General features: G+C 63.3%; 22 protein-coding genes and 1 tRNA gene. 8 read left to right on the top strand and 15 right to left on the bottom strand.

All coding sequences use genetic code 11. The features are described 5' to 3' along the window. Nucleotides 1-162 precede the first annotated feature (162 nt). Entirely contained in the window at nucleotides 163-882 is a 720-nt protein-coding gene (locus tag E5X34_RS18670; protein WP_292567685.1) for a DUF599 domain-containing protein, read from the top strand. Here the strand turns inward: E5X34_RS18670 and E5X34_RS18665 are convergent. The 5 genes from E5X34_RS18665 to E5X34_RS18645 all read right to left on the bottom strand — a co-directional run bounded on the left by E5X34_RS18665 (nucleotide 855) and on the right by E5X34_RS18645 (nucleotide 4849). Next, nucleotides 855-1652, bottom strand: a complete 798-nt coding sequence (locus E5X34_RS18665) for a YdcF family protein (protein ID WP_292567683.1) — start codon at nucleotides 1650-1652, stop codon at nucleotides 855-857. The two genes, E5X34_RS18670 and E5X34_RS18665, sit on opposite strands and share 28 nt — an antisense overlap. Before the next feature lie 30 nt (nucleotides 1653-1682). Further along, complete coding sequence (locus E5X34_RS18660; RefSeq protein WP_292567681.1) at nucleotides 1683-3248, bottom strand: amidase family protein; 1566 nt, start codon at nucleotides 3246-3248, stop codon at nucleotides 1683-1685. Further along, a complete protein-coding gene (locus tag E5X34_RS18655) occupies nucleotides 3248-3706 on the bottom strand; it encodes a GNAT family N-acetyltransferase (protein ID WP_292567679.1) in 459 nt (152 codons plus the stop codon). The genes E5X34_RS18660 and E5X34_RS18655 overlap by 1 nt, the downstream gene beginning before the upstream one ends. A 3-nt stretch (nucleotides 3707-3709) precedes the next feature. Continuing rightward, complete coding sequence (gene gatC / locus E5X34_RS18650) at nucleotides 3710-3997, bottom strand: Asp-tRNA(Asn)/Glu-tRNA(Gln) amidotransferase subunit GatC (protein WP_292567677.1); 288 nt, start codon at nucleotides 3995-3997, stop codon at nucleotides 3710-3712. A 144-nt stretch (nucleotides 3998-4141) separates the two neighbouring features. Then, on the bottom strand, nucleotides 4142-4849 hold the full coding sequence (locus tag E5X34_RS18645; RefSeq protein ID WP_292567675.1) for a metal-dependent hydrolase: 708 nt from the start codon (nucleotides 4847-4849) through the stop codon (nucleotides 4142-4144). 115 nt (nucleotides 4850-4964) lie between these two features. Here E5X34_RS18645 and ruvX point away from each other — a divergent pair, with 115 nt between their 5' ends. Further along, nucleotides 4965-5447, top strand: a complete 483-nt coding sequence (gene ruvX / locus E5X34_RS18640) for a Holliday junction resolvase RuvX (RefSeq protein ID WP_292567673.1) — start codon at nucleotides 4965-4967, stop codon at nucleotides 5445-5447. Here the strand turns inward: ruvX and E5X34_RS18635 are convergent. The 3 genes from E5X34_RS18635 to E5X34_RS18625 form a co-directional block, all read right to left on the bottom strand. Next, nucleotides 5389-5730, bottom strand: coding sequence for a DUF6105 family protein (locus tag E5X34_RS18635; protein ID WP_292567671.1), 342 nt, complete (start codon nucleotides 5728-5730; stop codon nucleotides 5389-5391). The genes ruvX and E5X34_RS18635 overlap by 59 nt on opposite strands. Then, a complete protein-coding gene (locus tag E5X34_RS18630; protein ID WP_292567669.1) occupies nucleotides 5730-6290 on the bottom strand; it encodes a hypothetical protein in 561 nt (186 codons plus the stop codon). Before E5X34_RS18630 ends, E5X34_RS18635 begins: the two co-directional genes overlap by 1 nt. A 169-nt stretch (nucleotides 6291-6459) precedes the next feature. Then, the gene (locus E5X34_RS18625) at nucleotides 6460-8088 is read right to left on the bottom strand and encodes a DNA alkylation response protein (protein WP_292567667.1); all 1629 of its coding nucleotides are present in this window, start codon (nucleotides 8086-8088) and stop codon (nucleotides 6460-6462) included. Between the two features lie 161 nt (nucleotides 8089-8249). On the opposite strand from E5X34_RS18625, the gene E5X34_RS18620 reads away from it, so the two are divergent. The 4 genes from E5X34_RS18620 to dprA all read left to right on the top strand — a co-directional run bounded on the left by E5X34_RS18620 (nucleotide 8250) and on the right by dprA (nucleotide 12403). Continuing rightward, nucleotides 8250-9230, top strand: a complete 981-nt coding sequence (locus tag E5X34_RS18620; RefSeq protein ID WP_127304812.1) for an aspartate carbamoyltransferase catalytic subunit — start codon at nucleotides 8250-8252, stop codon at nucleotides 9228-9230. Next, entirely contained in the window at nucleotides 9227-10513 is a 1287-nt protein-coding gene (locus tag E5X34_RS18615; RefSeq protein ID WP_292567665.1) for a dihydroorotase, read from the top strand. Before E5X34_RS18620 ends, E5X34_RS18615 begins: the two co-directional genes overlap by 4 nt. Nucleotides 10514-10697: 184 nt before the next feature. Further along, entirely contained in the window at nucleotides 10698-11279 is a 582-nt protein-coding gene (gene plsY / locus E5X34_RS18610; RefSeq protein WP_292567663.1) for a glycerol-3-phosphate 1-O-acyltransferase PlsY, read from the top strand. Beyond that, nucleotides 11276-12403, top strand: coding sequence for a DNA-processing protein DprA (dprA, locus tag E5X34_RS18605; RefSeq protein WP_292567661.1), 1128 nt, complete (start codon nucleotides 11276-11278; stop codon nucleotides 12401-12403). The genes plsY and dprA overlap by 4 nt, the downstream gene beginning before the upstream one ends. Nucleotides 12404-12433: 30 nt before the next feature. Here dprA and E5X34_RS18600 read toward each other — a convergent pair whose 3' ends face one another. Together E5X34_RS18600 and E5X34_RS18595 are read right to left on the bottom strand one after the other, a co-directional pair. After that, nucleotides 12434-13576, bottom strand: coding sequence for a hypothetical protein (locus E5X34_RS18600; protein ID WP_292567659.1), 1143 nt, complete (start codon nucleotides 13574-13576; stop codon nucleotides 12434-12436). A gap of 95 nt (nucleotides 13577-13671) precedes the next feature. Next, on the bottom strand, nucleotides 13672-13878 hold the full coding sequence (locus tag E5X34_RS18595; protein WP_292228938.1) for a hypothetical protein: 207 nt from the start codon (nucleotides 13876-13878) through the stop codon (nucleotides 13672-13674). A gap of 224 nt (nucleotides 13879-14102) precedes the next feature. Here E5X34_RS18595 and E5X34_RS18590 point away from each other — a divergent pair, with 224 nt between their 5' ends. Further along, a complete protein-coding gene (locus tag E5X34_RS18590) occupies nucleotides 14103-14420 on the top strand; it encodes a hypothetical protein (protein WP_292567657.1) in 318 nt (105 codons plus the stop codon). Nucleotides 14421-15317: 897 nt separating this feature from the next. Here the strand turns inward: E5X34_RS18590 and E5X34_RS18585 are convergent. After that, nucleotides 15318-16043 carry a hypothetical protein gene (locus tag E5X34_RS18585; RefSeq protein WP_292567655.1) on the bottom strand — a complete coding sequence of 242 codons (726 nt, stop codon included), beginning with the start codon at nucleotides 16041-16043 and terminating at the stop codon, nucleotides 15318-15320. Between the two features lie 109 nt (nucleotides 16044-16152). Beyond that, nucleotides 16153-16228, bottom strand: a tRNA-Lys gene (locus E5X34_RS18580). A gap of 280 nt (nucleotides 16229-16508) precedes the next feature. Between E5X34_RS18580 and E5X34_RS18575 the strand changes: the two genes are divergently transcribed. Further along, nucleotides 16509-16961 carry a BA14K family protein gene (locus tag E5X34_RS18575; RefSeq protein ID WP_292567653.1) on the top strand — a complete coding sequence of 151 codons (453 nt, stop codon included), beginning with the start codon at nucleotides 16509-16511 and terminating at the stop codon, nucleotides 16959-16961. Nucleotides 16962-17103: 142 nt separating this feature from the next. Here the strand turns inward: E5X34_RS18575 and E5X34_RS18570 are convergent, their stop codons facing one another. From E5X34_RS18570 to E5X34_RS18560, 3 genes are all read right to left on the bottom strand, one after another. Beyond that, the gene (locus tag E5X34_RS18570; protein WP_292567651.1) at nucleotides 17104-17580 is read right to left on the bottom strand and encodes a DUF6882 domain-containing protein; all 477 of its coding nucleotides are present in this window, start codon (nucleotides 17578-17580) and stop codon (nucleotides 17104-17106) included. A 21-nt stretch (nucleotides 17581-17601) separates the two neighbouring features. Further along, entirely contained in the window at nucleotides 17602-19095 is a 1494-nt protein-coding gene (gene glpK / locus E5X34_RS18565) for a glycerol kinase GlpK (protein WP_292567649.1), read from the bottom strand. A 91-nt stretch (nucleotides 19096-19186) separates the two neighbouring features. Then, nucleotides 19187-20914 carry an ABC transporter substrate-binding protein gene (locus E5X34_RS18560; RefSeq protein WP_292567647.1) on the bottom strand — a complete coding sequence of 576 codons (1728 nt, stop codon included), beginning with the start codon at nucleotides 20912-20914 and terminating at the stop codon, nucleotides 19187-19189. Nucleotides 20915-20926 lie beyond the last annotated feature (12 nt).

Raw genomic sequence — 20926 nt, 5'->3', positions numbered from 1 at the left:
AGCGCCGGTCAGAAACTTACATATAGGAATTCCCTGGATGTTTCCGCTGTTTTGCAAGTCGCGGCGCGGCGGCTGCCGACCTTGTTTGCTCCGCCAGCGACATCACCTTGCCGGCACCTGCTGCCCGTCGAAGCGCCGGCGTCGCCTGTGTTACAAGAACGCATGGGCGACTCACTCCATCTCTCAATGGCAGATCTGGCGGCTTTGACCTTCTTCCTGGTCGTCTGGGTGCTGCACACGCTCGCCTCCGACGGCAAGCTGATCAGCCGCGTCTCGCTGACGACCGCCATGAATGCCCAGCGCGAGGCCTGGATGCGCAATATGGCCGAGCGCGAGATACGCATTGTCGATACCGCTATCATGGGCGGCCTGCAGCAAGGCACCGCCTTCTTTGCCTCGTCTTCCCTGATCGCGCTCGGCGGCTGCTTTGCTTTGCTCGGCGCCTCCGACCGCGTGCTTGAGGTTCTGGCCGACCTGCCCTTCGGCGCGGCTGCGTCACGTGAAGCTTTCCAGACCAAGGTGTTCGGCCTGGTGCTCATTCTCGCCTTTGCCTTCTTCAAATTCGGCTGGGCCTACCGGCTGTTCAACTATTGCTCGATCCTGATCGGCGCGGTGCCGACCCCGCATGGCCCGGCCTCACGCAATCCGGTCAGCGAAACCGCGGTGTGGCGGGCGACGCGCATGAACGTGCTCGCCGGCAAGCACTTCAACGCCGGGCTGCGCGCCGTCTTCTTCTCGATCGGCTATCTCGGCTGGTTCGTCGACCCGGTGGTCTTCGTGATGTCGACGCTGGTGCTTCTGGCGGTGCTGGTGCGCCGCCAGTTCTTCTCGGCGGCGCGGCAGGCAGTGCTCGGTCAGCCGCCCGGTCCGGGAAAGAGCTGATCGATCCTGCCGGACAGCCGGTAGGCGAAAAGCCCGATCCATTCGCGGACTGCGACGGTGGTCGCCTGTATGGAGTCCATCGGATTGTCGCGGTAGAAGCCAACGCCTTCCTTGCCCGAGGTGCGATAGTCGACGGGCCACGGAATGGTCGCAAAGCCCGCCTTGTCGAACAGCGCCTTGGCGCGCGGCATGTGGAAGGCCGATGTGACCAGCAGCCACGTCTCGCCAAGCTTCGGCTCGACCAGTTTTCGCGAGAAGACCGCATTCTCATAGGTGTTGCGCGATTTGTCCTCGAGGATCAGGCGATCGGCAGAAACCCCGAGCGCGCCAAGCAGGCGCGGCGCCGTGTCGGCATCGCCCTCACCGTCGAGGAAAAGCGAGCCATTGCCGCCGGACACCACGATCTTCGCCTGCGGAAAGCGCCTGGCGAGGATCGCCGTCTCCACCATGCGGTCGCCGCCGCTGTTCAGCTCATAACCGCCGCGCGCGAGATTGATGGCGCCCTCGAAGCCGCCGCCAAGCACGACGATGCCATCGACCTTCTCGGGCAATGGCGGCTTCGGAAAGCGCTCTTCCAGCGGGTTGAGCATCATCGCACCGACCGACGTCCAGGCCGAAAGAACCAGGATAGCGATGCCGAGCACGCTGCCCGTCGTTGCCAGCCAGCGACGTCCGAACAGCGCCGCCGACAGTCCGGCAAGCAGCAGGAAGATCGCCAGATTGATCGGCTGGCCGAAGAACCAGAAGATTTTCGACAGATAGTAGAACATCCCTCACCCTCTGTGAGATGAGGTATGAGCCTACCACCACTTTTCCGGCTGAAATTTGCCCGCCGCCTGCTCGATAACATGCGCCGTCTGGAACAGCGTTTCCTCGTCGAACGGGCGGCCTATGAGCTGCAGGCCGAGCGGCAAACCCTTGCCATCGAGACCGGCCGGCACGGAAATGCCGGGGAGGCCGGCCATGTTCACCGTCACGGTGAAGATGTCGTTGAGGTACATCTTGACCGGATCGGAGGCCATGTCCTCGTCGGCGATGCCGAAGGCGGCCGACGGGGTTGCAGGCGTCAGGATGACGTCGACGCCGGTGGCGAAGACATTCTCGAAGTCGCGCTTGATCAGCGTGCGCACCTTCTGCGCCTGCAGATAGTAGGCGTCGTAATAGCCGGCCGACAGCACATAGGTGCCGATCATGATGCGCCGCTTGACCTCGCGGCCGAAGCCGGCGGCGCGGGTCTTCTCATACATGTCGATGATGTCCTTGCCGGGCGCGCGCAGGCCGTAGCGCACGCCGTCATAACGGGCGAGGTTCGACGAAGCCTCGGCTGGCGCCACGATGTAATAAGCCGGCAACGCATATTTGGTGTGCGGCAGCGAGATGTCGACGATCTCGGCGCCGGCATCCTTCAGCCAGGCAATGCCTTTCTGCCAGAGCGCCTCGATGTCTTGCGGCATGCCATCGACGCGGTATTCCTTCGGAATGCCGACCTTCATGCCCTTGATCGGCTTGCCGATCGCAGCTTCATAGTCCGGCACCGGGCGGTCGACCGAGGTCGTGTCCTTTGGATCGACGGAAGCCATGGACTTCAGCAGAATCGCGGCGTCGCGCACGTCGCGCGCGATCGGCCCGGCCTGGTCGAGCGACGAGGCGAAAGCAACGATGCCCCAGCGCGAGCAGCGCCCATAGGTCGGCTTGATGCCGACCGTACCGGTGAAGGCGGCGGGCTGGCGGATCGAGCCGCCGGTATCGGTCGCGGTTGCGCCGGCGCAGAGAAACGCGGCCACGGACGACGCCGAGCCGCCCGACGAGCCGCCCGGCACCAACTGGGCGTTGTCGAGCGTGCGCTGGGTCTTAGTGCCGCCGGCGGAGACGAAGCCGCCATCGCCCTGATGCGTCGTCGGCATCACCACCGTGTCGAGGCGCGAACGCCGCCACGGATTGATGACCGGCCCGTGATAGGAGGTCTCGTTGGACGAGCCCATGGCGAACTCGTCCATGTTGAGCTTGCCGAGCATGACGGCGCCGTCGGCCCACAGATTGGACGTTACGGTTGACTCGTAGCGCGGCCTAAAACCGTCCAGCACATGGCTGCAGGCCTGGGTGTGGATGCCTTCCGTCGCGAACAAATCCTTGATGCCGAGCGGAATGCCTTCCAGCGCGCCGCCCTCGCCCTTGGCTAGCTTGGCATCCGAGTTCCTTGCCATGTCACGCGCCTTGTCGGCGGTCACAGCTACATAGGCATTGAGCACAGGATTGGCGCGATCGATCGCCGCGAGATAGGCCTCGGTGATCTCGGCCGCGGTGATCTCCTTGCCGCGCAGCTTGGCGCGGGCCTCGGAAATGGTGAGATGTGTGAGATCGCTCATCAGGCAAGGCTCTTTTCGTAAAACACCGACCATTCGGAGTCGGGATAATCCAGCACCGGTCCGCAACGCGTGAATCCGGCGCGCTCATAGACGGTCCAGGCGGCGGGATGGCGATCGCCGGTTTCGAGCACCAGGCGCGTCAGCCCTTCCTGCCGGGCAAGCGCCTCGACCCGCCCGACGATCTCGGCGCCGATCTTCATGCCGCGATGCGAAGGCCGCGTATACATGCGCTTGACCTCGCCGGTCGCCTCGTCGTGGCGCTTCAGCGCGCCGCAACCGACGGCAAGGCCGTTGTCGCGCGCGATGAACACCGTCGTGTCCAAGCCGGCCATCTGCTCGACCGTCAGGTGATAGCAATGCTCGGCCGGCGTCAGCTCGAGCAGCGCGGCGTTGAGTTCGGCGACCAGCGCGCGCACGTCGTCCTGCAGAGGCGTCTCGACGGCGATCTCGACAGCCACGGCCTACTCCACCACCTTCGGAACGAGGAAGAAGTTCTCTTCCGTCGCCGGCGCGTTGGCGACGATGTCGGCGGGCTTGTTGCCGTCGGTGACGACATCCTGGCGCTTCTTCATCTCCATCGGCGTGACCGAGGTCATCGGCTCGACGCCCGAGACATCGACCTCGTTCAATTGCTCGACGAAGCCAAGGATGGCGTTCAATTCGCCGGTCATGCGCTGGGCATCCTCCTCGCTCACCGCGATACGGGCAAGGCGCGCGACGCGCTTCACGGTCTGAAGATCAACGGACATGTTCTTTTCGCCTCGGGAAAACCAGTGCGGGCTATAGCGGCGCGGCGCTCAGCGCGCAACATGGATCATGTTGGCCCGATCCGCCCGGAGATGCTCAGGGGCCGCCCAAGGCAGTGCGACCCCATCGCAGAAGAGCGAAGCGCCTTAGATCGTGATCGCCTTGCCAATCTCGGGCAGCGCCACGTTGACGCCCGAGCCTTCCATGCCGGCGACGAATTTGTCGGCGGTCTGGTCGATCATCGGGAAGGTGCCGAAATGGCAGGGAATGACGGTTTCGAAACCGAAGAACCGGCGGCAGGCAAGGGCCGCCACCGCGCCCCCCATGGTGAAGCGGTCGCCGATCGGCACGATGCCGATCTTGGGCTCGTGCAGCTCGTTGATCAGCCCCATGTCGGAGAAGATGTCGGTGTCGCCCATGTGGTAGAGCGTCTTGTCTTCGGGAAAATGCAGGACGAGCCCACCCGGATTGCCGAGATAGGTGTTGGTGCCACCTTCGCCGCCGAAGGAGGACGAATGCAGCGCCTGGACGAACGTCGTGGTGAACGGCCCGCAATCGACGGTGCCGCCGATATTGCCCGGATTGATCTTGTCGCCGCTGACGCCCTGGCCGACGAGATACATGCAGATCTCGAAATTGGCGACCAGCATGGCGCCGCTTTTCTTCAGCACTTCGACCGCGCCGCTGACATGGTCGCTGTGGCCATGGGTCAGGAGAACATGCGTGACGCCTTCCGCCGGCCCCTCCCAGCCGCCCTTCCAGGACGGATTGCCGACCAGATAAGGGTCGATGAGAATGGTGGCGTCCTTGGTCTCGACGCGGAATGCCGAATGCCCGTACCAGGTCAGTTTCATGAATGCTTCCTCGATTTTCCCGTTGCCGGAAGATAGAACGCTGGTGGCAAATTGAAAGTGGCGCCCCACTCCTAAACGTCAAAAGGATGTGACGCCTGGATGTCAGGAAAAGCCGTTGGGCATTGTTTCGATCGAAGAACTGCCGGAGCGTCTCGCCGACGGCAAAACGCTCGCCGGGCTCGATCTCGGCGACAAGACGATCGGCGTGGCGGTCTCCGATCGCGGGCTGTCCTTCGCCCATCCGCGTCCGGTCATCCTGCGCAAGAAATTTTCGCTCGATGCCGCCCAACTTATCGCTCAGCTCGCGAAGGACAATGTCGGCGCCGTCGTGCTTGGCCTTCCCGTCAACATGGACGGCTCCGAAGGCCCTCGTGCGCAAAAATCGCGCGCCTTCGTCCGCAACATGGCGCCGCTTTCGGACCTGCCCTTCGTGCTGTGGGATGAACGGCTGTCAACGGTGGCGGCCGAGCGGACGCTGATCGAGATGGATTTCTCGCGCAAGAAACGCGCCGGCAAGATCGATTCGGCGGCCGCCGCCTTTATTCTGCAGGGAGCCCTGGACCGGCTTCAGTCGCTTGGGCGAGACGGTCTTCGCTGACCGTGCCTTGCCGGCGCTGCCTTATCCATTCGGCGATGTTGCGCCGGCGGCGGAAGGCCCACAGCCCCATGAGCAGGAAGAAGTCGAAAACGCAGGTCCGCGCCACCATGCCCGGAATGATGGCCGGGTCGACACCGAGCATCTGGCCATAGAGCTGGAAGGCGAAATCGTGCACCTGCCGGCTCAGCATCGCGTAGCCGAAATTCATGTCGTTCGCCGACAGGAAGAACCATCCCCAGAAGATGGCCATCGGAGCAGCCCAGAGTGTGAATATCGTGCGCATCAGCGCCTGCCTCCAGGCTTGTTTTCCGGACGGCCTGATATGCGCGAAAGCAAGGAGCTGTGCGCGGCCCCCATCGCCATGCGCGAGGCGGCGCGAACATCGCCCTGGGGCAAATTCATTGCGGCGGCAAGGGCGGAGCGGCGTTCGGCCGTCACCGCGACATAGGAGGCAAGCAGTGCCGTCATCTGAATGCCGACAATCACGAACAGGCCGTCGATGCCTTGCGCCACGCCGCCGATGAGAATCAGCGAAAGCAGCGACGATGCGAAGATGAAAGCGAGCCGCGCAACGCTTTCGCCTGCGTCCGGCCTTGCCGCGCCGTTGAGCAGCGTTTCGACAAAGGCCCAGCAGAACAACACCGCGACGGTCAGGAGCGCGACCGAAAGCGGCGCGACCACGGCGACATTTTCAAGCTGCGGAAACCGGCCGCCCTGGATCGAGAGGCCAAGCACGCCAAGCGCCGCTGTTATGCCCCGGCTGCCGTCCATGCAGACATAGGCAAGCAGGGCAAAGACCACCGCCCAATGCAAGGCCAGAACTGAGCTCAACACGTGCCGCATACGCATCCTGCTTCGCGGAGCCCGGGCCATGGTTAACCCTTCCCTACTCCAGCAAGCGGAGATTGGGCTTTGCGAAGGTCCGCCGCAATGGAAACCATTTGTTAAGGTTAACGGCTATCCACAGGCCGGCATTTGGCGGATGACGTCATGCTCTACCGCCAGAGCTGGATCAGGTCACCGGCGGATAGAGCGTGTCGATGATGATGCGCGCGTCGTGGCGCGTATCGAGCATGCCGTAGGTGGTGCGCCACTGGCCGCCGAGCCGGGTTTCGACGAAGGCATCGGCGATCCGCCCTGCTCCCAGCCTGCGCAGCTCCGCCGCGGCGGCCGAAAGCGCGAGCTGTTCCGTCAACAGGCGCGCCGACCCTTGGTCGGTCGCGGCGACCTGCATGGCCGCCTTCAGCACGCCGATCGTGCCGCGTCCGCCGGTGCCGAGATCGCGGTCGATCCCGGCCAGCACTTCCTCGAACAGGCCGGGCGCGCGGCCAAGCACGCGCAGCACATCGAGCGCCATGACATTGCCCGAGCCCTCCCAGATCGCATTGACCGGCGCCTCCCGGTAGTAGCGGGCTAGCGGCGCTTCCTCGACATAGCCATTGCCGCCAAGGCATTCCATCGCCTCGTAGAGCAGCGCCGGCGCGATCTTGCAGACCCAGTATTTGACCACAGGCGTCATGGCCCGGGCAAAGGCCGCCTCGCCGCGATCGCTGGCCGCCTCGTCGAAGGAGCGCGCCAGCCGGAACGACAGCGCCGTGGCCGCGGCGACGTCGAGCGCCATATCGGCCAGAACCCGCTGCATCAGCGGCTGGTCGATCAGGTTCGAGCCGAACACCTGGCGATGGCGCGTGTGGTGCACGGCCTCGGCAAGGCCCGCCCGCATCAGCGCCGACGAAGCGACCGCGCAGTCCAGCCTCGTCAGCGTCACCATGTCCATAATGGTCTTCACGCCGGCGCCCGGATCGCCGACCATCTCGCCGATGGCATTGACGAACTCCACCTCCGACGAGGCGTTCGAGCGGTTGCCGAGCTTGTCCTTCAACCGCTGGAAGCGGAAGCCATTGCCGGAACCGTCGCCCAGGATGCGTGGCACGAGGAAGCAGGACAGCCCCTCCGGCGCTTGTCCGAGCACAAGGAAGGCGTCCGACATCGGCGCCGACATGAACCATTTGTGGCCGGTGAGCCGATAAAAACCGCTGCCGGTGCGCTCCGCCCTGGTGGTGTTGGCGCGGACATCCGTGCCGCCCTGCTTCTCGGTCATGCCCATGCCGAGCGTCAGTCCGGTCTTCTGCACCGGCGGCTTCTGTGTCTGGTCGTATTTGCGCGTCGTCACGCGCGGCGCCCATTCGCGGAAAAGTTTTGGGCTCGCCATCAGCGCTGCCAGCGAGGCGCTGGTCATGGTGATGGGGCACAGATGCCCGGTCTCGAGCTCGGCGGTCAGATAGAAGCGCGCCGCCCTTACCTGATGGCGGCGGCCGATCTCGGCATCGCCGTTCTCCCAGACTGAAGAATGCAGGCCGCCGGCAACCGAGCGGCGCATCAATGCGTGATAGGCCGGATGGTATTCGACAAGGTCGAGGCGTCGGCCCTGGCGGTCATGCGTGCGCAATTTCGGCGTGTCGGTGTTGGCGAGGCGGGCAAGCTCCTGCGCCTCCTGCGTCATCACGAACCGGCCGAGCCCGTCGAGATCCTTGCGCACGGGATCCGAAAAACGTTCGGCAAGCTGGATGAGCAACGGATCGCCCCGCCAAGCGTTGCCGCCTGTCAACGGCGGCGGCTGGTTGATCACCTCGTCGGTCACGCGTCTTCCTTACATCCCCGGCCGCGATCACGAATCCGAGGCCATCCGGCCTTATAGCCCAAGCGTTGCGGCACGCGCGACGAAAATACCGGGGAGAACGCCCGCAATCCAAAGCTGGCGCTTGCGGCGGGCCGGACCGCACCCTATAGCAGCGCCTTGAGATGACCGACGCTTCGTCCCTGCCGCTCTTTCCCCACCGCCACCTTCTGGGCATCCGCGATCTTTCCCCCGCCGATATCGAGCTGTTGCTTGATCGTGCGGACCAAGCCGTGGCGATCTCGCGGCAATCGGAAAAGAAGACCTCGACACTGCGCGGCCGCACCCAGATCAACCTGTTCTACGAGGCATCGACCCGCACGCAGTCGTCCTTCGAGCTCGCCGGCAAGCGGCTCGGCGCGGACGTCATGAACATGTCGGTGGCGAGCTCCTCGGTGAAGAAGGGCGAGACGCTGATCGACACGGCGATGACGCTGAATGCCATGCGGCCGGATATCCTGATCATCCGCCACCAGTCGGCAGGCGCCGCCGCCCTGCTCGCCCAGAAAGTCGGCTGCTCGGTGGTCAATGCCGGCGACGGCGCGCATGAGCATCCAACCCAGGCGCTGCTCGACGCGCTGACCATCCGCCGCGCCAAGGGCCCGCTGTCGAAGCTGATCGTGGCGATTTGCGGCGACATCCTGCATTCGCGCGTCGCCCGCTCCAACATCATGCTTCTGAACGCGCTCGGCGCGCAGGTGCGCGTCGTCGCGCCCTCGACGCTGCTGCCTTCCGGCATTGATCGGATGGGCGTCATCGTCGCGCGCTCGATGGCCGAGGGGCTGAAGGACGCCGATGTCGTGATGATGCTGCGCCTGCAGCGCGAGCGCATGGAAGGCGCCTTCGTGCCGTCGATCCGCGAATATTTCCGCTATTTCGGTCTCGATGCCGAAAAGCTGAAAGCCGCCAAGGACGATGCGCTGGTTATGCATCCCGGTCCGATGAACCGCGGCGTCGAGATCGCCTCCGAAATCGCCGACGGACCGCAAAGCGTCATCCAGGAACAGGTGGAGATGGGGGTCGCCGTGCGCATGGCGGTCATGGAAGCGCTGCTCGACCCCCGTCGGAATTATGAGGGCCGCAACCATGAGGGGCGCGGCGCATGAGCGTGACGGTCTTCAGCAAGGCGCACATTGTCGACCCGTCGCGCGGCATCGACGAGATCGGCAGCGTCATCGTCGACGGCCGCAAGATCGCCGCGGCCGGAAAGGCGGCATTGAACCAGGGGGCGCCGGAAGGCGCCACCGTCATCGACTGCGCCGGCAAGACGATCATTCCAGGCCTTGTCGACGCGCGCGTCTTCATCGGCGAACCCGGCGGCGAGCATCGCGAGACCATCGCCTCGGCAAGCGTGGCGGCGGCGGCCGGCGGCGTCACCTCCATCGTCATGATGCCTGACACCGACCCGGTGATCGACAATGTGGCGCTGGTCGAATTCGTGCTGCGCACCGCACGCGATACAGCGAGCGTCAACATCTTCCCCGCGGCCGCGATCACCAAGGGCCTCGAAGGCCGCGAGATGACCGAGTTCGGCCTGCTGCGCGAGGCCGGCGCCGTCGCCTACACCGACGGCCGCCACACCATCGACAACGCGCTGGTGATGCGCCGCGCGCTGACCTATGCCCGCGATTTCGGCGGTGTGATCGCGCATGAGACGCAGGATGCCGACCTCGCCTCATCCGGCGTCATGAACGAGGGGCTCTACGCGAGCTGGCTCGGCCTGTCGGGCATTCCGCGGGAGGCCGAGCTGATCCCGCTCGAACGCGACCTGGCGCTGGCGCGGCTGACCGGCGGCGCCTACCACGCGGCAAAAATCTCGTCGGCGATGGCGGTCGGCGCGGTGAACCGGGCCAAGACGGACGGCGCCAATGTCACGGCGGGTGTGGCCATCCACAATCTTTCGTTGAACGAGAACGATGTCGGCGAATACCGCACCTTCTTCCGTCTGACCCCGCCCCTGCGGGCCGAGGATGACCGGCTGGCGATGATCGAGGCGATCAAGGACGGCACGATCGACATCATCGTTTCCTCGCACGACCCGCAGGACGTCGACACCAAGCGCCTGCCCTTCGCCGACGCGGCCGCCGGCGCAATCGGGCTGGAGACGCTGCTTGGCGCGGCGCTTCGGCTCTACCACAATGGCGACGTGCCGCTGCTCAGGCTGATCGAGACGCTGTCCACGGCGCCAGCAAGACTGTTCGGCCTGCCGGGCGGCACACTGCAGCCGGGCGCGCCGGCCGATCTCGCGGTCGTCGATCTCGACGAACCGTGGATCGTCAGCGAAAGCGGCCTGCGCTCGCGCTCGAAAAACACCTGTTTCGAAGGTGCGCGCCTTCAGGGCAAGGTCCTGCGGACGGTGGTCGCGGGCCGCGCGGTCTTTTCCGCCTAGGCTATCCGACGCGTTGAGCGCTGCCAAATCTGCCAGGCACGGAGTTGCTTGGCGAACCCTCTCGACTCTACCATTATGCTCGACTGATGCCCGCGCAGCGCCAGCTATTGCAAATCAGAGTTGCATAACGCAAATTGCATCAATCTTAAGGCGAGAGAGCCAAAGAAGGAATACGGGGGAAACAATGGGAGATGCAATCGCGCTCGTCTTCGGCTATCTGCTCGGCTCGATACCGTTCGGACTTCTGATCACTCGCGCGGCCGGTCTCGGCGACGTCCGCAACATCGGTTCCGGCAATATCGGCGCGACCAATGTGCTGAGGACAGGCAACAAAGGGCTCGCCGCCGCCACGCTGCTGCTCGACGCGCTGAAAGGCACCGCCGCCGCCCTCATAGCCGGCCATTTTTCGCCGGACTTCGGACTTCTGGCTGGCTTCGGCGCCTTCCTCGGCCATCTCTTCCCGGTCTGGCTCGGCTTCAAAGGCGGCAAGGGTGTCGCCACCTATCTCGGCGTGCTGCTCGGCCTTGCCTGGCAGGGCATGCTCGTCTTCGCCGTGGGCTGGCTCGCGATGGCCTTTCTGTTTCGATACTCCTCTCTGGCCGCACTGGCGGCGGCGGTCATTGTGCCGGTCGCGCTTTATTTCATCAGCACGCCACAGATCGCCGGCCTGTTCGCCGTGATGAGCCTGATCGTCATCATCAAGCACCATGCCAACATCTCGCGGCTGCTGGCCGGCACCGAAGGCAAGATCGGGGCGAAGGGATGAGCGCTCAAGCCGCCGGCCCGCGCCTCAGCGACCGGCAGCGGCTTGCCTGGCTTCGGCTGATCCGCACGCCCAATGTCGGTCCGGCTTCGTTTCGCGAGCTGATCAACCGCTTCGGCTCGGCCGAAGCAGCGCTTGAAATGCTGCCCGAATTGATGATCTCTGGCGGCGCCAATCGTATCGTCCGCATCCCCTCCGTCGCCGAGGCGGAAGCCGAGCTGGACGCAGCCCGCCGCGCCGGCGCCCGCTTCGTCGGCATCGGCGAAGCCGATTATCCGCCCTTGCTGAAGACCTTGGACAATCCGCCGCCGCTGCTGGCGGTGAAAGGCGAAGGCGCGGTCTTCCGCATGCCGGCAGTGGCGATTGTCGGCGCCCGCAACGCGTCGCTGGCCGGCATCAAGATGGCGCGCATACTGGCCGCCGACCTCGGCCGCGAAGGTTACGCCATCGTTTCCGGCCTGGCGCGCGGCATCGATACGGCCGCGCACAAAGGCAGCGTTTCGACCGGAACCATCGGCGTGCTGGCCGGCGGGCTCGATGTCCCCTACCCGCCCGAGAATGCCGGACTGTGCGACGAGATCGCCAATCGCGGCGGCGCGATCGTTTCGGAAATGCCCTTCGCCTGGCAGCCGCGCGCCCAGGATTTCCCGCGCCGCAACCGCCTTGTTGCCGGCATGGCGCTCGGCCTCGTGGTGGTCGAAGCCGCGCAACGTTCCGGCTCGCTGATCAGCGCACGCCTCGCCAATGACATGGGCCGGCTGGTCTTTGCCGTGCCGGGCTCGCCGCTCGACCCACGCGCCGCCGGCTGCAACGCGCTGCTCAAGGACGGCGTCACGCTGGTCACCGAAGCCGCCGACGTGCTCAGCGCGCTGGCGCCGCTTGCCGGCACCCGCCCTCCAAGAACCGCGCCGCTTGCCGAAGCGCCCGACATCTCGGCCCTGCCGCCGCCCGGTGAAAACGACCGCGCCGATGTGCTGGAGGCGCTGGGACCCACGCCGACAGGCATAGATGAGATCATCCGCCACACGGGACTGAGCGCCGCGCAGATTGCCATGGTGCTTCTGGAACTCGACCTCGCCGGACGAATCGAGCGTCACGCTGGCGGGAATGTATCGCTCATCGCATGACTTTGGCGCACGCGGGCTGAGCCAACTTCCCTACCGAAACAGATATTTCGACACTTCCGGATTGCCGCGGCGCCACATCACATTGTCGAGGAAATAGTGGTGCACGTTGATGAAGATCAGCACGATGAAGAAGAACAGCGACGAACCGAGCACCTGTTTGTCGTAGGGGACCAGAGCGGTCAGCACGAAGGGGATCAGCCAGAAGCCGAGATAGCCGAGCGCGCCGCCGCCGATGATGAAACCGAGGACCCGTAACCTGTAGCGAGGCCCGAGCACCGATAGGATTTTCGGCTCCGGGTCGCTCGCGGCATCCGAGACGTCTCGCTCGACATTGGTCTGGTAGCGCCAGACCACGGCCAGGTATTGCAGCGAGTGCAGCGCCGGCACCACCAGCAGCCAGAGCGGGTTTATCCTCGCAATCAGGATCCAGAGATAGAGCGATGCGACATAGGCAACGATGCCGTTATACGGCAGGCCTCCATTCTTTCGCCAACGTCTGGCCAGCATAAGGAGCGTGGCCGCGGTCGATCCGACGGCCGCCAGCACCGCAATATCGGTAATCCAGGACGGCGCGGCAAAAGTGTAATACTGGAGTCCGTAATACTGCCCCTGCGTCACAGCCGTATTCGTCTGCAGCCAGGCCAGGATCCACACCGCGTAGCTGTTGACGAGCAGCACCTTCTTATCCCGGTCATCGAAGAATTTGCGCTTCAGCACGGCATCGACCATCAGCATGCCGTAGCCTTGCTTGACGTAGTGCCAGCCGACGAAGAAGAACATCGCATTGGCCGCGAAGCCGAGCAGCCGCGTGTTCGACGTCGCCGCGCCATAGGCGAAGAACAGGGCCATGATCACCGGAACGATGACGCCGGCGAAAATGTAGCGAAGCTGCAGGCTCCTATCGTATCCCTCGCCACGCGCCTTGCGGCCGAAATTGCGATAGAAGATCTGGTAGGAATGGGCGAAATGCGGGTAGTTCACCACATAGGCCACGACGACCATCGTCGCGGCTAGCGCACCCTCATAATCGCGCGGCACGAAGAATAGCACCGGCAGGATTAGAAACGCGCTGCCGCCGAGCATGAGGAAATCGGCGACCGGGCCGAAGAGATATTTGCCGGGCGGCGTCGCCGCTTTACGGGCGGTGGTCTCTACCGAAAGGTCAAGTGCCATCCTGGAGCCTCCCTCGGAGGCCCGAGTTTAACCATGACCCTGTCCAGGAACAAGGCAACGCGGCAGGATCTCCATTGTCTCAGGAAGTCACACCGTCAGGCTGAGGCGGTCGAAGCGATCTTCACCAGCCGCTTCCTGGCCTCCGCGACCCGTTGCTGTTCCGACCTTATGCGGTCGCACAGCACAAGATTGATCCCGACGCCGCATTCCTCGTCCAGCAGTTGTTTTGCGTGATTAAGCGAAATCTCCGCGCGCTTGACGCGTTGCCTGGCCCTGGCCAGCTCCAAGTTCAGTACGTCCACTGTATCCGCATCCCGATTTGCGGTCCCTTCGGCAAGGAAACAGCCGTGCCTGGCTTTTTGTTCCGATTGCCGGGGATGCTGACGGGGCGCCTGATTTCGACCAAGGCGCAAGTTAGCCCGCTGCTCAATGGGGGGCGGGCTATTCCTTATGCGGAACAACATACCTGGCAGCCTTCCCGCCACGCGAAACGATAACTGTCGTATAGCCGGCTGGCAGCGAGCCTGTGACGATCGGATCGACGACTTGGCATCGGCCGACCATTCTTCCGATGGGAGCCCGCGCGAGCTCTTTTGCCAAGGAAGAACGGCATTCGCTGAGGGATGAGAACACACGAGACGAAGCCGCATTGACCGATTTGCAGACCGGCGCATCGCCTTGGCTGCACAAAAGCAAAACCATGACCGCTGCTGTCGATGAGTCCATGTTCGAAGCTCCTTTTTCGGAGCTTCAACGTCAGCGAAATCGCTTTGTTTCACATTTTGCTAAAATACCGGGGAGCGGCTGGCGACTCTGGCTCCCCGGGCCTTTGATCCCCACATGAAGCCGGTGAACGTGTCGCTATGATGATCACAGTTTTGGCTTTCGACATTCCTAGCTAAGCTATTTCAGCGTCGAGCAAGGCGGGCACTTGCAGGCGGTCTGAGCCTGTAGGCGGCCCGGACCATGGAGCAGTCCGCGATGACTCGGGTTCGCCAGAATTCGCCTGACATTGGCAACGACATTCGCCGCGAAACCCACCCTGGATACATGAACATATTCAGATACCGAGCTGGCAAGGGGCACGAAATCTTCCCGGATCCACTTCGCCCAAATCTGTGGGGCACCGAGACGTTAGGCGGCGATTGGAACGGGCGACTTCTAATCGTGCTTAAAGAGTTTGCGCCACTCCACGATCTGTTGGAGCGAACAGATGGACGACCCTTATATAGCCATCGGCCGGACTTCAAGACGAACAACACCTTGTCGGCTTGCTCCGGGAGGCCGCCAACGTTCGACTGAACATCGATTCGCTTGTCAATCGGGATTGCGGTCTGCTCATCGCGAGTGCGAACTTTTTGCTGCCAATTGGAAGCAAACGAAGTGGTTCGACTGTTCCGGATGTTGTGCTCGCCAAGAGTTGGCCGGCGCTGCAATTCACGATTCAGAACATGCGAAGCCTGACCGACATCGCGCTCTGCGGCGTCGAGGCGTTTCGCACGTTTGAGGCCAATGGTAGTCTCCGGGGCGATCGCCTTGCTATTCAGGCCTCGCGGCGCCCTGTTCAATGGCGCAAATATCGCGTCCACTGCACTACCCACACACAGCCGACAGCAATCAACACGCGAAAGGATAGTCGTCATCCGCACTGGAGCGGGTGGGAGATTGCTCGTAGGGATTGGGTGGCCATCTTGCGGGCGGCCTTTGGCCCGGACGAGGCGGGTCCTATTGAAGGCAGCTCTTAGGCGATACCGGCCCCTGTGAGCGTGCGGTCCAGTTCGAAGGCTATTTGGCGCATAGTCGGCAAATGCGGAAATGGCTCCAGAGGCGACCAGCCCGGTTTGCCCGCCTGGTCTGTCATGACGGTCATGTCTGCGATGTTTTCGAACCAAACGGGGCGCCGAGAAAACTCGACATAGGCTTCGTCGGTCAGTTGCGGATCGACATGACCGCCCCCATCCTGATTTCGTAGGGAAAATACCAAACGACGTCGGTTCATCGACGCGCCTCTCGGCGACTGAAAGATGGGCTCCTTTTCCCACCAATCGTGGAACTGGAGTTTCCTCTCGGCCATCGGCCCTTGGTCGAGCACTGGCTCCCAACTGCTCTTTCCGCCACCTACCATACGCATAAGGGCCAGCGGTTCTTCCGGCAAAAGATTGTCGGGCCTAGTCGGCGTCGCAAAACTAGAAAACCTAAGTCCGCTGCGCAGACCGAGTTGTGTGAGCAGGCTTTTTTGAGAGCCATCATGCACAAGAATGAAGACTGGTACCGCCAACCGAACCGCCTCAGCGTGTTGTCCCGCGTCATAGGCGGCAGCCGACGTGCGCATAAACGAGACTTGATCTTCCAGCGCTTGCTCAATCTCTTTGCGGGGGCGTACCCAGCCGGGATTACTTTTCGGTTTCCTAGACATCCCTTTGCATAGCCGCAAAAGATATCCGATCAAAGGTTCGCGCTCACGCAAGGCAACAGATGCCCTTTGACTCTTGAGGAATACCCGACGGCGGCTCAGCGAGCCCGCCCTGCCAAAATCTTCACCTACGCTTGGCGAACTTTCTAGCGTCTGAAATCTTTGGTGAGCGCGATGGGATTCGAACCCATGACCTACTGATTAAAAGTCAGTTGCTCTACCGGCTGAGCTACGCGCTCCCGCGGGCTCGAAACGCCGCCCTCGAAATTGCGCGGAACATAGGGAGAGTGCCGCGACCGGTCAACCGGAAAAAGACGAGCGTCCAAGGCGGATTTTTGAACGGGTTCGAACGGACGCCGAGAGGTTGGTTGCGAGCGATTTTCGATGCCCGCGCCAATGATCCGGGTCCGCATTGCTTCAGAGAGCTCCACAACAACGGGTTGAGATTGAAAGGGGAACAATTTGCAACCCGGACCCGTTTCGCAGCAGGGACGTCGATCAACCTCGAGGAGAAGAGTAATGAACAAGATCGCATCGGGCCTGCTGGCAACCGCTCTCTCGGCGTCGTTCATCGCGGCGGAGATGGTGCCGGTCAACGCTCAGCCGGCTTATGTGCCGCAACCGCAGGCCCTGTCGGATGTCCAGACCGTGCAGTATCGGGATTGGAGAAGGCACCGCGGCTTCAACCGGGATTTCTCGCGTCGTGGTGACGCTGTCTACTGGAACGGCCATCGCGGCTATCGCGAATACCGCCACGGCTATCGGCGTCATGGCGACTATTGGTTCCCGCTGGCTGCTTTCGCCACCGGCGCGCTGATCACCGGCGCCATCGTCAACAGCGAGAACAACCGCGTCCGCCGCGGCGATGCGCATGTGCAGTGGTGCTATGACCGCTACCGTTCGTATCGCGCCTCGGACAACACATTCCAGCCCAACAGCGGCCCGCGACGGCAGTGCGTGTCACCCTACTGACGGCCTCCAGTCGGTACCAAAGCAATTCCAGGAAAATGCGTAACGGTTTTCCGTCCGCAATTGCGGAAAGCACATATTTTGACCGAGCCCGTGCCTTGATAGGCGCGGGCTCCCTCGCTATGCCTCGTGGCGACGGACCATGTCAGTTCGCCCACCGTATGGTCTTGAAGACCAGATAGAGAGCGCCGCCCTCTCCCCGCGAGGAGCGATAAGCTCCAAGCGCGTTGCAAACCCGAACCATCGCTGCCGTCAGTTCCCAGCCGAGCGCATCCAAATCGCCGCTCGCATCGTCCACATAGGCCTGGGCCAGGTCGCCCACGCCCTTTTTCTCCCCGAACGCCCGCACCAGCTTCGCGTCGCCGAGAAGTTCGCCCGGCAAGTTCGAATTCCCCCAAGCCCAGAGCCAATTGCCCGCCTTGGCGCTGGTAGAGCCCGCAATCTGGATTTCCGAGATAACCTTGGCGCCTGCTTTGTCGGAGAAAATCAGCTTTCCGGCCGCCAGATCGTAGTTGTAGCGCATCCAGTGGCCGAGGCGGAAATCCTGCTCCAGGCGTGCGTTCTTGGCGGAGAGCTGTTCAAAAGCCTCATCGCGCCAAGCAGGATACCAATCCGGTTGCATTCTCCCCCGGCCCAGTGATCGTTACTGCGCGCTCAGCGTCCTGCGCACCGCATCCCGCCATCCGGCGAGCTTCGCCCCGCGCGTAGCCGCATCCATCTCCGGCTTGAAGCGCCGCTCCAGCGCCCAGCTCCTGGCGAATTCCTTCGATTTCGGCCACACGCCGGCCCTCGATCCCGCGAGCCACGCCGCGCCCAGGGCGGTCGTCTCCAAGATCGTCGGGCGGTCGACCGGCGCGTCGAGAATGTCGGCCAGCCGCTGCATGGTCCAGTCGGACGCCACCATGCCGCCGTCGACACGAAGCACCGTCTTCGCGGAAGCGCCTTTCCAGTCCTTGCGCATGGCATCGAGCAGGTCGCGCGTCTGGAAGGCGACGGATTCGAGTGCGGCGCGCGCGAACTCGGCCGGGCTGGAATTGCGCGTCAGGCCGAAGATCGCGCCGCGCGCCTCCGCGTCCCAATGCGGCGCGCCAAGACCGACAAAGGCCGGGACCAGATAGACTTGTTGCGCCGGATCGGCGGTCGCCGCCAGCGCGCCGCTTTGCTCGGCCTTGCCGATCACCTTGATACCGTCACGCAGCCACTGCACGGCGGCGCCCGCGATGAAGATCGAACCTTCCAGCGCATAGGTGGTCTTGCCGTTCAACCGGTAGGCGATCGTGGTCAGAAGCCGGTTCCTGGAGCGCACAAGGTCGGCACCGGTGTTGAGCAGCGCGAAGCAGCCGGTGCCGTAGGTGGATTTCATCATACCCGGCTCGAAACAGGCCTGGCCGATGGTCGCCGCGTGCTGGTCGCCGGCAACGCCGAGGATGCGCATCTCGGCGCCGAACAGGCTCTTTTCGGTGACGCCGAAGTCGTCGGCGCAGTCCTTAACCTGAGGCAGGATCGCGGCCGGTATGTTCAGGATCGAGAGCAGCTCTTCGTCCCAGACATTCTTCTCGATGTTGTAGACCAGCGTGCGCGAGGCATTGGTGGCGTCGGTCGCGTGCACCTGGCCGCCGGTCAGCCGCCAGATCAAGAAACTGTCGATCGTGCCGGCGAGCAGTTCGCCCTTCTCGGCGCGCTTCCTGGCTCCTTTCACCTTGTCCAGCATCCAGGCGATCTTGGTGCCGGAGAAATAGGGGTCGAGCAGCAGCCCGGTCTTTTTCGTGAATTTTTTCTCGAGCCCCTGCTTCTTCAGCTTCTGGCAGAGCGGCGCCGTGCGGCGATCCTGCCAGACGATCGCGTTGTGGATCGGCTGGCCGGTCGCCTTGTCCCAGATCACGACCGTCTCGCGCTGATTGGTGATGCCGATCGCGGCAACATCCGAAGCGGTACGGCTGGCGGACTTAAGCGCCGACTTCACCGTGGCGAGAACGCTTGCCCAGATGTCTTCCGGATCATGCTCGACCCAGCCGGAGGCCGGATAATGCTGCGCGAATTCCTGCTGGCCGGTACCCGCGACCTTCATCTTGTCGTCGAACAGGATCGCTCGGGTCGAGGTCGTTCCCTGGTCGATCGCCAGCACAAAACCGCTCATTCCATTCCCTCCACTACTCATGCAACAGGGGAGACGGCCAAGCCGCCTCCCCTGCATTTCTTACGCGGGCGAACGCGCCCACGTCATGCAGTTACTTCTGCCAGCTCTTCACCAGCTCGTCGTAGTTGATGGTGATCGGCTTTTCCTTCTCGTTCTCGATCTTCAACTGAGGCGCGAGATTGCCCTTCTTGACCGCATCGGCGTTCCAATAGGCGAGGTCATGCTCTTCGGCCATCTTCGGGCCGATGTCGCCCTGGACGCCCGATTTCTCGATGCGGCTCATGACCTTTTCCTGCTCGGCGCAGAGCGAATCCATCGCTTCCTGCGCGGTCTTGGCGCCCGACGAGGCATCGCCGATCGCCTGCCACCAGAGCTGCGCCAGCTTCGGATAGTCAGGCACGTTGGTACCGGTCGGCGACCACTGGACGCGGGCCGGCGAACGGTAGAACTCGATCAGGCCGCCAAGCTTCGGAGCGCGCTCCGTGAAGCTCTTGTCGTGGATCGTGCTCTCGCGGATGAAGGTCAGGCCGACATGGCTCTTCTTCACGTCGACGGTCTTCGAGGTGACGAACTGCGCATAAAGCCAGGCGGCCTTGGCGCGATCGGTCGGCGTCGACTTCATCAGCGTCCAGGAACCCACGTCCTGGTAGCCGAGCTTCATGCCATCCTTCCAGTAGACGCCATGCGGCGACGGCGCCATGCGCCATTTCGGCGTGCCGTCGTCGTTCATCACCGCCTTGGCGCCGGCGTCGACCATCGAAGCGGTGAAGGCCGTGTACCAGAAGATCTGCTGGGCAACCGCGCCCTGGGCCGGAACCGGGCCGGATTCGGAGAAGGTCATGCCCTGAGCTTCGGCCGGAGCATAGGCCTTCAGCCAGTCGAGATATTTCTGGATCGAGTAGACCGCCGCCGGTCCATTCGTGTCGCCGCCGCGCGCGGTGCAGGAACCGACCGGGCGCGAATTCTCGTCGACCTTGATGCCCCATTCGTCGATAGGCAGGCCGTTCGGAATGCCCTTGTCGCCGTTGCCGGCCATGGAGAGCCATGCATCGGTGAACCGCCAGCCGAGCGACGGGTCCTTCTTGCCGTAGTCCATGTGGCCATAGACCTTCTTGCCGTCGATCTCGCGGCCGGTGAAGAACGCGGCGATGTCCTCATAGGCCGACCAGTTGACCGGCACGCCGAGGTCGTAGCCGTACTTGGCCTTGAAGTCTGCCTTGTTCTTCTCATCGTTGAACCAGTCGTAGCGGAACCAGTAGAGGTTGGCGAACTGCTGGTCGGGAAGCTGATAGAGCTTCTTGTCCGGCGCCGTCGTGAATGACGTGCCGATGAAGTCCTTCAGGTCGAGATTCGGGTTGGTGACGTCCTTGCCGTCGCCCGCCATCCAGTCGGTCAGGTTGCGCACCTGCTGGTAGCGCCAGTGCGTGCCGATGAGGTCGGAGTCGTTGACCCAGCCGTCATAGAGGTTCTGTCCCGTCTGCATCTGGGTCTGGATCTTCTCGACGACATCGCCTTCCTGGATCGTGTCGTGCGTGACCTTGATGCCGGTGATGGCCGAGAAAGCGGGCGCCAGCACCTGTGACTCATAGGAATGGGTGGCGATGGTTTCCGACACCACCTTGATTTCCATGCCGGCGAACGGCTTGGCGGCGTCGATGAACCACTGCATTTCCTTTTCCTGATCGGCGCGCGAAAGCGTCGACAGGGGGCCTATCTCCTTGTCGAGAAAGGCCTTTGCCTCGTCCATCCCGGCGTAGGCGTGCCCCGCTCCAAGCAATAGGACAAGGGCGGTCGTCGATGTAAGAAATTGCCGTCGCATGTGTCTCCTCCA

Origin of the sequence: Mesorhizobium sp. (genome assembly GCF_004963255.1) — a bacterium.
Lineage (GTDB): Bacteria > Pseudomonadota > Alphaproteobacteria > Rhizobiales > Rhizobiaceae > Mesorhizobium.
Note: the sequence above shows the minus strand (reverse complement) of the source record. Positions and strands in the feature narration are given on the sequence as shown.